This is a genomic window from Amycolatopsis sp. w19, assembly GCF_051373225.1.
Taxonomy (GTDB): Bacteria; Actinomycetota; Actinomycetes; order Mycobacteriales; family Pseudonocardiaceae; genus Amycolatopsis; species Amycolatopsis japonica.
In genome coordinates, this window is the sequence record NZ_JBPQFM010000001.1 from 783,750 (window position 1) to 795,857 (window position 12,108).

Consider the following 12,108-nt stretch of genomic DNA (forward strand, 5'->3'; position numbering starts at 1 on the left):
TTATCTGAAAGAGGGTGGGATGACCCCGGACACAACGGCGCTCACGATCGACCGTGCGCACGCCCATTACGGCTCCCGCGAGGTGCTGCGCGGGATCACCGCCCAGGTCCCGTCGGCGCGGCTCACCGCGGTCGCCGGCGCGAACGGCGCGGGCAAGTCGTCGCTGCTCAACCTCGTCGCGGGTGTGCTCCCGCCGACCACCGGTTCGGTGACCCGCCGGGATCCGGGCCGCGTCGCCTACGTGACCCAGCAGAGCGAGGTGTCGCGATCGCTGCCGATCACCGTGCGCGCGACCGTCACAATGGGCCGCTGGGCGCACCGGGGACATTGGCGACGACTGTCCAAGTCGGACCGAAAGATCGTCGGGGAATGCCTGGAGCTACTGGAGATCACGTCGATCGCGGACCGGCCGATCGGCATGCTGTCCGGCGGGCAGCGGCAACGCGCGCTGGTGGCGCAGGGACTCGCCCAGCGATCCGGGTTGCTGCTGCTCGACGAGCCATCGGCCGGTCTCGACCTGCACGCCCGCCGTTTGATCGACGAAGCCTTGCGCGCCGCACTCGCCGAGGGCACGACGGTTCTGCGGGTCACGCACGATCTCGAAGTGGCGGGACGGGCCGATCACTGCCTGCTGCTGCAGGACGGCCGCCTCGTCGGTGAAGGCGCGCCCGCTTCCGTGCTGACCCCGGAGCGGGTGGCGGACGCCTGGGGTCTTCCGACCGGAATTCGGCCAGGAGCCGCCGATGCTCGCTAGGGTGTACCGGTGGAAGCGACGTGGCAGGACCTCGAGCGCCTGAAAACTCGCGTCGGCCTCGAACTCCCGCCCGAGCTGCTCACCTGGTGGGCCCTCATGGGCGGCGTCGACGACCAGCGCGATCACGGAGCGGGGAACCGATCCGTAGAGCTGGTCCCGAAGGGCTACCTGCCTCTGTCGGTGGCGCGTGCCGAGGAGGAGTACGCCCGACAGTCGCAGTACCCCGACCCTGGCTGCTGCACTCCCGAAGGAACGCACCTCAAGCAGGCGGGCGCGAACGGATTCCCGTACTGCACAGCGGTTCTGCCCATCGGCCGGTCCATCGACGGCGGCCTGCTGTGCGTCGATCTCCGGCAGGGCGAGCACCACGGCCGGGTCATGGAGTGGTACGCCAGTGAAGGGATCTACGACTCCGGCTGGGCGAGCGTCACCGAGATCCTCGACGAGATCGCCGAGCGGCTCGACGACGGGCGCGGTGTGACGTGACACTCCCCTGACGGTGGGAACGAAATCACCCTGGGTCACCACCTAGGCTGCCAGGACGTCCGACCGTCAGTGAGGAATCGCGTATGCCAGCCGCCGAAGCAGCGGAAACGCGCCGCCGCTATCGGCCAGAGTTGCAGGGACTGCGCGCCCTCGCGGCGCTACTGGTCGTGGTCTACCACGTGTGGCTGGGCCGGATCTCCGGCGGCGTCGACGTCTTCTTCCTGATCTCCGGGTTCCTGATCACCGGCCAGCTGGTTCGGGCCGCCGACCGCGGGCGGATCGCGTTCCGGCCGCTGTGGGGCCGGATGATCAAGCGGTTGTTCCCCGCCGCGATGACCGTTCTGCTGGCGGTGCTCTTCCTGGGAATGTGGCTGCTGCCGCAGGATCGCTGGTTCCAGACCATCAAGGAGGTCTTCGCCGCCGCGCTCTACGTCGAGAACTGGCGGCTGGCGGCGGATTCGGTCGATTACTTCGCCCAGCACAACACGGCGAGTGTCGTCCAGCACTACTGGTCGCTGTCCATTCAGGGGCAGTTCTATCTCGTGTGGCCGCTGCTGATCGGGCTCGTGGCCTTCGCCGCCACTCGGCTGCGCCGTTCCCTGACCGGCTCGGTCGCGATCACCCTCGGTGTGCTTTTCGCCGTGTCGCTGGCGTTCTCCATCCGGCTCACCGCGACGAACCAGCCGCTGGCGTACTTCCACTCCCTCACCCGGGTCTGGGAGTTCGCCCTCGGCGGGCTGCTCGCGCTGGCCATCTCCCGCTTCGTCCTGCCTCGGCTCGTCCGTATCGTGCTGGGCTGGATCGGCGTGGCCGCGCTGGTGACCTGCGGGATGATCCTGGACGTGGGCGAGGTCTTCCCCGGCTGGGCAGCCTTGTGGCCGACAGTCTCCGCCGCGCTCGTGATCGTCGCCGGCGCGACCGGCAGCCGCACGGGCGCGGATCGGTTCCTGTCGTCCCGGCCACTGGTGTACCTGGGCAATCTCAGCTACGCGCTGTACCTGTGGCACTGGCCGGTGTTGCTGTTCTACCTGGTCGCTAGGCATCGCGAAGCCGTCGGACCGCTCGGTGGGGCGGTGGTGATCAGCGTGTCCCTGGTCTTGGCGGCCGCCACCTACCGGTTCGTCGAAGAACCGGTGCGGAAATCCTCGATCGGCGAGCGGACGCCGTGGGGTGCGTACCGATTCGCCGTGCTCGCGCTGCTCCCGGTGCTCCTGGTCGCCGGAACCTGGCAGGTGGTGAGCACCAAGAAGGCCGACTTCACCATCGCGCTCGACGACGAAAACCATCCCGGCGCGATGGCCCGTGACCCGGAAGCGCCGAAGAAGACCGTCCCCGGCAAGGAAGCGCTACCGCCGCTGATCGCCGTCCCGAACGACTGGGGCGGTATCCCCGACGCGCAGTGCACACCGTCCCGGTTCGACCAGATCCTCGAAGTCTGCACCTCTCGGCCGGAGGGTGCCCCGGCTAAGACGATCGTCGCCGTCGGTGACTCCCATATGCAGCAATACCTGGCCGCGATCAAACCGATGGCGGAGAAGAACGGCTACCAGGTCACGTTCATGCTCAAGGGGGCGTGCCCGTTCTCCACGACGTCGGACGTGATGCCGGGCGACCCGGGTTGTCTCGCGTGGAATTCCGCGGCACAGAAGGAAATCCTGGCGATGCGACCGGACGCCGTCGTGGCACTGTCCACTCGGGACGTCCGGGTCGGCCCCACTGAGAAGACGCCGCAGGGTTTCGTCGACCAGTGGAAGGTCCTCGATCGCGCGGGGATCCCGGTGGTGGCGATCCGCGACAGTCCCCGCCCCGGTTTCTCCCCGCCCACCTGCATCGACACTCACGGAATCAAAGCACCCGAATGCACCGTGCCGCGGAACAAGCTGCTCGCCGAGCCGCCGTACGCGAAACTGAAGGACGTACCCGAGAACGTCTCCTTCCTCGACTTCAGCGACTATTTCTGCGGGCGGGGACTCTGCCGTCCGGTCGTGGGGAACGTGCTGGTGTACATGGACGACAACCACGTCACCGCCAGTTTCATGACCACCCTCTCCCCGGTGCTGGAACGAGGAATGATCAGCGCGCTCAGCTGGTGATCACAGACCGAGCAGCGCCTTGACGGTCTCGCGCGCCTGACGGGCCGGCGCCGGGTCGCCGCTGATCCCCGCCGTCACGATCGCCCCTTCGGCGAGCAGGTACACCGGTTCCGTGACCGGCCGTCCGGTGGCCCGCACCCAGGCCTCGATCTGCGCGTGGAACTCCTGTTTGTGGGCCCGCACCTCGGCCAGCACGGCCGCGGACGACGGGCCGAACTCGCCGTGGGCGTTGATCCAGGCGCAGCCGCGGAAGCCGGGTTCGGCGAACCAGCCGGCGAGCCAATCGAAGATCGCGAGCACACGCTCCTTGGGATCCTGGACTTCCTCCACTCGAGCGGCCAGGCTGCCCCGCCAGCGCTGGTCACGGCGTTTGAGCATCGCCACCACGAGGTCTTCCTTGGCTTCGAAGAAGCGGTAGATCCGCTTGAGTGAGAGGCCGGACGCCGCACGGACCTGATCCATGCCGACCGCCTGGATGCCGTTCTCGTAGAAGAGTTTCTCGGCGGCGTCGAGCAGGGCTTCGCGGTCCACGCGGTTCTGCTCGTCGGTGACGGCGGCCGGCATCGGTACTCCCTTGACGTCGAGAACGGTCGTTCCCTATCGTAGGCGTCAGACGTAGAGAACGCACGTTCTCAACATGAGGAGGTTCGACGTGACGGAAGATCGCCCGCCCTACCCGCCGTTCACCCGGGAGACGGCGCTGCGGAAAGTCCAAGCGGCGGAGGACGCCTGGAACACCCGCGATCCGCGGAAGGTGGCGTCGGCGTACACGCCGGACTCCGTTTGGCGGAACCGTGACACCTTCGTCCAGGGCCGGGAGGAGATCGCCGCGTTCCTGACGGCGAAGTGGGAGCGAGAGCTGGATTACGCGCTGCGCAAGAACCTGTGGACGTTCACCGAGAACCGGATCGCCGTCCGGTTCCAGTACGAATGGCACGACCGGGCCGGACAGGTGTGGCGCAGCTACGGCAACGAACTCTGGGAGTTCGACGAGCGCGGCCTCATGAGCCGTCGCGAGGCGAGCATCAACGACGTCGCGATCCCCGAGTCCGAGCGACGCATCTTCGGCCCACGCCCCCAGGAGGAACACGGCGACGAGTTCCCGCTCCGCTAGTCCACGATCGCCGAGATCTCCCACAGCCCCAAGGACTTGTCGGCGTAGGCGCCACCCTCTTCGGTGCACCCCTCGACCAGTACGGCCAGCGGCTCGGGGAACCCGAACGGTTCCCGGCACAGGTTCAGCGGCCGCCAGTCACCGGTCACGATGTCGTTGTTGGTGCCGAGTTCGGTGAACGTCGTGGTCAGCAGGTACCGGGAACCGCTCCGCCGGAGGTTGCGCAACGCCCGCTCGATGTCGGCGAAACTGAGATGCACCAAGCAATCCCGGCAAAGCACGAGATCGGCCTTCGGCAGCGGGTCGGCGGTCAAATCGAGCACCTGGAACTCGTGGACCGGATCGCCCCGGAACCGCTTCGCGTTCAGCTCGATGAGATCGGGCACGATGTCCGCACCGATGTAGCGGTCGAGGTCGAGATCCACCTGGCTGAGCCAGCCGTAGTCGCCACACGGAAGATCGAGCAGCGTCCGAACCCCGAAGCGATCGAGGAGCAGAGGCAACTGATCGCTCAGCTCCCGCGTCTGGACGGACTCGGAGCCGGGCCCGGAGACCGACGAGGAAGTCCACAGCCGGGAGCGGAAGATGTAGGTGAAACGATCCTGGGTCCCCATGCTTTCCAGCTCGCCGGCGACCCTCCGAAAGTTGCGCTGCGCCGTGGTGATCGGTCGTTCGTCCACTTCCGCATCGTAGATGACCTCGCGCCCCACCAAGCCACTGTCACGCTCTCTCCCAGCTCAAGTACATGAAGGCCCCCTTCCTTGCGCTAGACGCAAGGAAGGGGGCCTTCATGTACTTGGGGAAGGAGGCCTTCACGGACCTTCAGCCAATCAGACCAGTCACTCGCTGTTGGTAAGCCGAGCGGGTCGACTACGAGCGACCAAGCGCCTGAACGAGTGAACCCAACGTGAGCATGATTGCTCGAATCTCGGCGACCTTGACCGAAGTTCGACCGTACTCGACAGTTGCGATCAGCATTTCGCATCTTGCGAAAATGGCGCGCACGCAGGGGAAGATCTTGGTCGTCACCTGCGAAGAGAACCGCAGCTGCACTTTCACGCCGACGCCGGGATACGCAAGTTGCCGACCTGTCGACGGCGCTGCTCCATTCGGCCCCTCCCGCTACTTTTAGTAGTTTTCCGGGTCACCCAGACCGTTGAGCGACGCGTGCATACCGTTCAGCGCGACACACGCTGTACTACTGAACGGTCACAGTCCGCTTTCGCCAAGATGTCCTCAGCCGCACCGGTCAAGAACCGGTAACGCACGCGTGGCCCCCTGCTGTCACAGGAGGCCACGCGGATGTCCATTCGCAAGCTCGCTAGAACAAGGACAGGACGGTCGTGACCATACAGCCTGATAACGCGAAGACACCAGACAACGGACCGCCCCAACGGGTCAAGGTCGTCATCGAGCACGTCGAAAAGCCGGCTCGGCGAGTCGCGACGTCCGCGGAGATGATCCGCGCGGCGCGGCCGCTGCTGAGGACGCCGGGACGCCATCGCAAAGTGCAGAGCCGCGACAGCTGGCTCTGCCTGGCGATGGCTGTCCTCGCCGGCTGGGCTCCGACGTTGCGGATGTGCCTGCTGCTGACGGTCGGCGGCGCCATCGTCGTCGGCGTCGTCGAGATCAGCACTCCGAAAGTCGGGGTGTCAGCGGGGACCAGCATCGGTCTCCTGACTCTTTTCGGCGCCTGGATTGTCAAGTCCCGGCAAGGTAAACCGCGGCGAGAGCCGAGTCTGTAAACGAATTCCGCCCCGTGCCCGCCTCGTCGCGGGCACGGGGCGCGGCAATGTCGGAAAATCTCCACGCTCGTTCGGTGCCCTCCGGTTAAATGATCGCGAAGTCCCGACATGTGAGGAGATCTCGTGCGGAGAGCTAGAAGACTGGGGGCCCTGGTCGTTTCGGTGCTGGCTGCGGCCACGGCACTGGGCGGCTCGGCGTCGGCCGAAACCGTGCAGTCGTTCCACACCTCGCTCGACCCCGCTTCGGTGCGGGAGTCGGTGCGCTATCTCGTCGAGAACTACCGAGTGAGCGAACAGGAGGCGTTGCGCCGCCTGGAATTGCAGACCGACGGCGGCAAGCTGGACGAACTGCTGCGACGCGACCGCGGCACCGAGTACGGCGGCATGTGGCTCGACCAGGACCGGGGGCAGCTGGTCGTCGCGATGACCAAACCCGCGGCGGCCGAGCCGTATCTGAGGGCGATGCCGAAGCGTTCCGCTGTTCGCACGCAACAGGTCCAGCACTCGTTGCAGCAGCTCAACGCGGCGAAGGAACGCGTCGCGGCCAAGGTCGGCGCGGGACCGGACGCGGTCTACCTGCCGTCGGTGAGCGAGTCGGAAAACCGTGTGGTGCTTTGGGAACGCGACTGGGTGGCCCGGGCGAAGGCGGCCGTGGCCACCGAGACGAGCACCGCGCAACGGGCCACGGCGGAGGAATCCGGCATGGTCGTCTCCCGGGTGCTGAAGAATCCGAACGCGCTGGCCACGCCGAACGTGGATCTCGGTTTCTGTCATCCGCTCTACTGCACGAACTACGGTCCGATGCGGGGCGGTCTCCGGCTGGACATGACGCGGGACGACGGCACCTGGGGCGGCTGCACCAGCGGGTTCAACCTGCGGTCCACCGGTGGCGGTTTCCCCGGCAAGGGATGGGTGCTCACCGCCGGGCACTGCATGCGGACGAAGACCAACAACACGCCGACCCAGCACAACGGCAATGACGTCCTGCAGCAGCACGGCATCGAGAAGAGCTCGTATCCGTACGACTACGCGGCCCTGCCGTACGTCAACGACGCGGCGTCGACGAAGTGGCTCGAAGGCCAGACCGGCCGCAACCGCGTGCTGAAGTACTGCCGCAACGGAGGCATGGACAGCAACGGTGACACCCCGTGCGGTGCGCAGGCCACATCGGTGGACGAGTACATCACCGGCGCGCGCAAGCTCGCCGAGATCAAGGCCGGATATGTCGTCTGCGCTTCCGGCACGGCGTCGAGCAAGGTGAACTACCCCGATTCCGTCGACAGCGGAGCGGGCGCCGGCTACCTCGTCGGGACCCGCTGCGGCCGGGTCCTGTCCACGGACGTCGGCATCAACACCGACCTGTGTGCTCGTCCGGGCGACAGCGGCGGACCGCTGTTCAGCCAGGCCGACCACGCGGCGTTGGGCATCCTGGTCGGCAACCAGCAGTCCCGCTCGGGCCCCTGCCAGGCCGGTGAGCTGAACAACTACGCGCCGATCGAGACGATCACGACCGATCTCAGCGAGCGGATCGCCAGTCAGGGATCCACCTTCGCGGTGATCACGACTCCGAACGGCTGATCTCGCCATTAACTGGAGGCCCCCTTCGTCGCGGACGCGGTGAAGGGGGCCTTCGCGTCACCTGGTCAGCAAGGGACCTTCGTAGCGCAACGCGTCATCATCGCCGTACACCCGGACCGTCAACTCCGGCGGCTCCCAGGGTGCGAACACCTCGTCGATCGTCCGGGGCTCCGGCCCCAGGTCCACGTCCACGGCGAAGGTGTGTGCCACGATCTCGGCCTGGACGACGACGCCGTCCGCGTCGGTCACGTCCAGCCGGGTCACCCCGGGGTCGATCGCTCCCAGCGCGCCCGGCCGCGCGCTCCACACCGCGAACCCACGCTCCGTGGTGTCACTCCCGTATCCGGTGCTCATGATGTTGAACAGCGTGCTTTCTCCCGCCCGGAAGACGCATTCCGCCTCGACACCCGAGTCCTGGTAAGCCAGCATCCGCCCGTCGCCGGTGCCGGTCCCGATCCGGGCTCCGGTGTGCCACCCCTCGTATGACACCTGACCCGCCGATCCGGCGGACCGGTAAAGCTCGGTGAGGGCCGTCAGTTCCGCGATCCACCGCGCGGTTTGTTCATCACTTGCCGGGGCCACTACGCGTGTGCCCTCCTCTCGGACTGTCCACAATGGTCACCATCGAGGCTGGCACACCCGGATGTCGATCACATCGGGGTTTCCCCGGAGATCGCTCCGCCCACTGCACGGTTCGATGCAACCGGCGTCGGCGATTAGGCCGAGCAGAGCAATCTCGCGGGATCCCCGTCATGGGTGATCCGGTCGCCCGTCGGAGTGTCGCCGGGGCGAACCGGCGACACTCCGAAGCAGAGGGGTACGGCTGATGACCGCGCAGCGCACGATCACGGACGAGATCGGCGAAATCGGTGTCTGGCTGATGGGCGAATTCGGCGGCCGGTTACCCGCGAACGTGATCAGCCGGGTGCTCAACGCGAGCAAGCGCGACCTCGAAGGCCGCATCGACCCCGAAGAGCTGGGCGAGATGTTCCATACGCTCTGCCGGTTCCGGCTGCAGCGGATCCTGGCCGCGGACGAGCGGATCACGGTCAAGATCCCGGACGCTCGCCTTTCGTGACGGTCTTGAGCTCGACGTACTGAGCGAGGCCGGCCGCGCCGTATTCACGGCCGATGCCGCTGGCCTTGTAGCCGCCGAAGGGACCGTCGAAGCCGATCGGCGCCCCGTTGACGGTGACCGTCCCGGTGCGCATCCGTCGTGCGACGGCGAGCGCGCGGTCCTCGTCGGCCGACCAGACACCGCCGGAGAGCCCGTACTCGGAGTCGTTGGCGATGCGGACCGCGTCGTCCTCGTCGGTATAGGGGATGACGACGAGCACGGGCCCGAAGATCTCCTCCTGGGCGATGCGCATCGTGCTCTCCACGTCGGCGAACAACGTCGGCGTGACGTAGTTGCCCTTGTCCAGACCTGGCGGGATTCCGGAGCCTCCGGTGACCAGGCGCGCGCCCTCGGCGATTCCGATCTCGATGTAGTCGCGCACCCGCCGCTGCTGGTCCGGCCGCACCATCGGGCCGATGAAGGTCTTCTCGTCGGCCGGGTCGCCGACCACGAGCGATTCCATCATCTCCTCGAGCCCGGCGACGACCTCGTCGTACCGGTCGCGCGGCGCGAGGATCCGTGTCTGCGCGATGCAGGCTTCGCCGTTGTTGAGCAATGATCCGAACTTCAGCCCGGCGATCACGTCCGCCATGACCGCGTCGGGCAGGATCACCGCCGCGGACTTCCCGCCCAGCTCCAGGCTGACCCGCTTCAGCCGCTCCCCCGCCAGCGACGCGATCCGGCGGCCGGCGGCGGTCGAACCGGTGAACGCGATCTTGTCGACGCCGGGGTGCTTCACCAGATACTCGCTGGGCTCCCGATCCGCGGGCAGCACGCTGATCACTCCGGAGGGCAGCCCGGCCTCCTTGAGCAGGTCCGCGAGCAGGCTCATGCTGAGCGAGTTCTCCGGCGAGACCTTGAGGACGACGGTGTTCCCCGCGAGCAGCGCCGGGACGATTTTGGCTATCGACGCCGAGAAGGGCGAGTTCCACGGGATGATCGCGGCGACCACCCCGATCGGCTCCCGCCGCACGATCGAACGGAACGGCGCGGACGGGTCCGAGGGCGTGAGCGTCTCCTCCCACCCGAATTCCTCCGCCGCCTTCAGGTACGAGACGGCGAGACGTCCCACTCCGGGCTGTCCGGCCCTCGTGAACCAGAGAGCGGAACCGTTCTCGGCCGAGATGAGCTCGGCGATCTCGTCCGCTCGGGCCTCCCTCAGCGCGTTCAGCCGCCGAAGCACCGCGATCCGCTCCTCCGGCGGGGTCCGTGGCCACGGACCTTCGTCGAAGGCGAGCCGGGCCGCGGCGACGGCGCGATCGACGTCGGCCGGAAGAGCTTGGACGACGCGTCCGAGAACCGACTGGTCATGCGGGGACACGATGTCCAGCCGCGTCGGATCGCTCGGCGCCGTCCACTCGCCTCCGATGAAGAGCCTGTCGTTCGTGATCACCGTTGCACCTCTCTAACTGTCACAGTCAAGTAGCACTTACGACGAATAACGGCACAGCAGCGTGATACATTCCCGAAATGAGAGCCGACGCTACGCGCAATCTCGAAGCCGTCCTGACCACCGGCGCGCGCATGCTCGCTCACGACCCCTCGGCCAGCATCGGCGCGATCGCCGCCGAAGCCGGTGTCGACAGGCGCACCGTCTATCGGCGCTTCGCCTCCCGCGAGGAGCTCCTGTCCGCCATCTACGACTCGCGGCTGACCGCGGTCGAGCAGGTCGTCCGCGCCGCCCGGCTCACCGAGACGGCGGTCCCCGTGGCCTTGCACCGGTACGTCGAAGGCATCATCGAAGTCAACCGCGCCTGGCCGGTCGAACTGACCCGGATGCGCGCCGAACCCTCCATCCAGGACCGCCGGAACCGGCTCTCCGCCGAGGTGGACACGTTTCTCCAGCGGGCCACCGACGAAGGATTTCTCCGCGCGGACGTCCCGGACGGCTGGGCCGGGCGGCTGCTGATCCAGCTCCTCCACCTCGCTTCGCGGGAGGACGTGGACGCCCCGCGCGCCGCCGATCTGCTCGTCGAGACCTTCCTGAGCGGGGTCGGTGCCCGCTAAGAACTTCGTCACCCCACGACCCCCATGGAGCGGCGACGTCACGCAGAGTGTGCGAAGGTGGCGGCATGGCCGCTTCCCCAAGGCGATTCCCCCTGTCCTGGACGACCGTCATGCCGGTCCTCGCCATAGTCGTGCTGGCGTTGAGCTGGGGCCGCGACCTGGGCGCGGTGCCGGTGATCATCGTCGCGCTCGCGCTCGGCGGGACGGTGCTGGCCGCGGTGCACCACGCCGAGGTGGTGGCGCATCGCGTCGGGGAGCCTTTCGGCTCGCTGGTGCTGGCGATCGCGGTCACGGTCATCGAAGTCGCGCTGATCGTGACGATGATGTCCTCCGGCGGCCCCGAGGCCGGGACGCTGGCCCGCGACACGGTGTTCGCCGCGGTGATGATCACCATGAACGGCATCGCCGGCATTTCGCTCATGGTCGGCGCGCGTCGGTACGGCGAGACGCACTTCAACCCCGAAGGCAGCGGCGGCGCGCTCGCCACCGTGGCGACCCTGGCCACCGTCAGTCTCGTGCTGCCGACCTTCACCACCAGCACCCCGGGGCCGGCGTTCAACGGCACGCAGCTCACCTTCGCCGCCGTCGCCTCGCTGCTGCTCTACGGCCTCTTCGTGCTCACACAGACCGTGCGCCACCGCGACTTCTTCCTGCCGGTCGACAGTGAGGGTTCGGTCAAGGAAGAGGAACACGCCGAGCCGCCGACCAACAAGGCCGCGCTCACCAGCCTCGGCCTGCTGCTCGTCGCGCTGGTCGCCGTCGTCGGCCTGGCGAAGGTCGAATCCCCCGCCATCGAAGCGGGGGTCAGCGCGGCGGGCTTCCCGCAGTCGTTCGTCGGCGTCGTGATCGCCATGCTGGTGCTGCTGCCGGAAACGCTGGCCGCGACCAGGGCCGCGCGGCGCGATCGGATGCAGACCAGCATCAACCTCGCCTACGGTTCGGCGATCGCGAGCATCGGGCTCACCATCCCGACCATCGCGCTGGCGTCGATCTGGCTGGACGGGCCCCTCCTGCTGGGCCTCGGCGCGACCCACATCGTGCTGCTGGCGCTGACGATCGCGGTCAGCGTGCTCACCGTCGTCCCCGGCCGCGCGACCCGGCTGCAGGGCGGCGTGCACCTGGTCCTGCTGGCCTCGTTCCTGGTGCTCGCCATCAACCCGTGACACGAGTCCTCTTCGGACCGGGTTCTGTCGGGGGTCCCGGGTAATCTCAGC

Annotated in this window: 13 protein-coding genes; 9 read left to right on the forward strand and 4 right to left on the reverse strand. The window is 67.5% G+C overall.

The annotated features are described in order from the left end of the window. The first annotated feature begins 19 nt into the window (after nucleotides 1–19). The 3 genes from aztA (at nucleotide 20) to ACSMFO_RS03550 (ending at nucleotide 3,333) form a co-directional block, all read left to right on the forward strand. The gene (aztA, locus tag ACSMFO_RS03540) at nucleotides 20–754 is read left to right on the forward strand and encodes a zinc ABC transporter ATP-binding protein AztA (protein WP_436456889.1); all 735 of its coding nucleotides are present in this window, start codon (nucleotides 20–22) and stop codon (nucleotides 752–754) included. A gap of 9 nt (nucleotides 755–763) precedes the next feature. Next, complete coding sequence (locus ACSMFO_RS03545) at nucleotides 764–1,240, forward strand: SMI1/KNR4 family protein (RefSeq protein ID WP_436456890.1); 477 nt, start codon at nucleotides 764–766, stop codon at nucleotides 1,238–1,240. Nucleotides 1,241–1,323: 83 nt separating this feature from the next. Next, a complete protein-coding gene (locus ACSMFO_RS03550; RefSeq protein WP_436456891.1) occupies nucleotides 1,324–3,333 on the forward strand; it encodes an acyltransferase family protein in 2,010 nt (669 codons plus the stop codon). Here ACSMFO_RS03550 and ACSMFO_RS03555 read toward each other — a convergent pair whose 3' ends face one another. After that, entirely contained in the window at nucleotides 3,334–3,897 is a 564-nt protein-coding gene (locus ACSMFO_RS03555; RefSeq protein ID WP_436456892.1) for a TetR/AcrR family transcriptional regulator, read from the reverse strand. 73 nt (nucleotides 3,898–3,970) lie between these two features. Here ACSMFO_RS03555 and ACSMFO_RS03560 point away from each other — a divergent pair, with 73 nt between their 5' ends. After that, entirely contained in the window at nucleotides 3,971–4,447 is a 477-nt protein-coding gene (locus ACSMFO_RS03560; protein ID WP_436456893.1) for a nuclear transport factor 2 family protein, read from the forward strand. Here the strand turns inward: ACSMFO_RS03560 and ACSMFO_RS03565 are convergent. Next, nucleotides 4,444–5,127, reverse strand: coding sequence for a class I SAM-dependent methyltransferase (locus ACSMFO_RS03565; RefSeq protein ID WP_436456894.1), 684 nt, complete (start codon nucleotides 5,125–5,127; stop codon nucleotides 4,444–4,446). The genes ACSMFO_RS03560 and ACSMFO_RS03565 overlap by 4 nt on opposite strands. A gap of 663 nt (nucleotides 5,128–5,790) precedes the next feature. Between ACSMFO_RS03565 and ACSMFO_RS03570 the strand changes: the two genes are divergently transcribed. Then, a complete protein-coding gene (locus ACSMFO_RS03570; protein ID WP_233629657.1) occupies nucleotides 5,791–6,192 on the forward strand; it encodes a hypothetical protein in 402 nt (133 codons plus the stop codon). Nucleotides 6,193–6,315: 123 nt separating this feature from the next. Continuing rightward, entirely contained in the window at nucleotides 6,316–7,770 is a 1,455-nt protein-coding gene (locus tag ACSMFO_RS03575) for a trypsin-like serine protease (RefSeq protein ID WP_436456895.1), read from the forward strand. A gap of 57 nt (nucleotides 7,771–7,827) precedes the next feature. Here the strand turns inward: ACSMFO_RS03575 and ACSMFO_RS03580 are convergent, their stop codons facing one another. Beyond that, a complete protein-coding gene (locus tag ACSMFO_RS03580; protein WP_436456896.1) occupies nucleotides 7,828–8,259 on the reverse strand; it encodes a hypothetical protein in 432 nt (143 codons plus the stop codon). Between the two features lie 337 nt (nucleotides 8,260–8,596). Between ACSMFO_RS03580 and ACSMFO_RS03585 the strand changes: the two genes are divergently transcribed. Continuing rightward, on the forward strand, nucleotides 8,597–8,848 hold the full coding sequence (locus ACSMFO_RS03585) for a hypothetical protein (protein WP_038513300.1): 252 nt from the start codon (nucleotides 8,597–8,599) through the stop codon (nucleotides 8,846–8,848). Here ACSMFO_RS03585 and ACSMFO_RS03590 read toward each other — a convergent pair. After that, the gene (locus tag ACSMFO_RS03590; RefSeq protein ID WP_436456897.1) at nucleotides 8,820–10,280 is read right to left on the reverse strand and encodes an aldehyde dehydrogenase; all 1,461 of its coding nucleotides are present in this window, start codon (nucleotides 10,278–10,280) and stop codon (nucleotides 8,820–8,822) included. The genes ACSMFO_RS03585 and ACSMFO_RS03590 overlap by 29 nt on opposite strands. Before the next feature lie 77 nt (nucleotides 10,281–10,357). Between ACSMFO_RS03590 and ACSMFO_RS03595 the strand changes: the two genes are divergently transcribed. Both ACSMFO_RS03595 and ACSMFO_RS03600 read left to right on the forward strand, forming a co-directional pair. Further along, on the forward strand, nucleotides 10,358–10,894 hold the full coding sequence (locus tag ACSMFO_RS03595) for a TetR/AcrR family transcriptional regulator (protein WP_436456898.1): 537 nt from the start codon (nucleotides 10,358–10,360) through the stop codon (nucleotides 10,892–10,894). 65 nt (nucleotides 10,895–10,959) lie between these two features. Then, the gene (locus ACSMFO_RS03600) at nucleotides 10,960–12,057 is read left to right on the forward strand and encodes a calcium:proton antiporter (RefSeq protein ID WP_073843258.1); all 1,098 of its coding nucleotides are present in this window, start codon (nucleotides 10,960–10,962) and stop codon (nucleotides 12,055–12,057) included. The last annotated feature ends 51 nt before the right edge of the window (nucleotides 12,058–12,108 follow it).

What these genes read in the sequence shown, in the direction of transcription:
- aztA (WP_436456889.1), top strand. Translation starts at nt 20, where the DNA reads ATGACCCCGGACACAACGGCGCTCACGATCGACCGTGCGCACGCCCAT.
- ACSMFO_RS03555 (WP_436456892.1), bottom strand. Translation starts at nt 3,897, where the DNA reads ATGCCGGCCGCCGTCACCGACGAGCAGAACCGCGTGGACCGCGAAGCC.
- ACSMFO_RS03550 (WP_436456891.1), top strand. Translation starts at nt 1,324, where the DNA reads ATGCCAGCCGCCGAAGCAGCGGAAACGCGCCGCCGCTATCGGCCAGAG.
- ACSMFO_RS03585 (WP_038513300.1), top strand. Translation starts at nt 8,597, where the DNA reads ATGACCGCGCAGCGCACGATCACGGACGAGATCGGCGAAATCGGTGTC.
- ACSMFO_RS03595 (WP_436456898.1), top strand. Translation starts at nt 10,358, where the DNA reads ATGAGAGCCGACGCTACGCGCAATCTCGAAGCCGTCCTGACCACCGGC.
- ACSMFO_RS03600 (WP_073843258.1), top strand. Translation starts at nt 10,960, where the DNA reads ATGGCCGCTTCCCCAAGGCGATTCCCCCTGTCCTGGACGACCGTCATG.
- ACSMFO_RS03560 (WP_436456893.1), top strand. Translation starts at nt 3,971, where the DNA reads ATGAGGAGGTTCGACGTGACGGAAGATCGCCCGCCCTACCCGCCGTTC.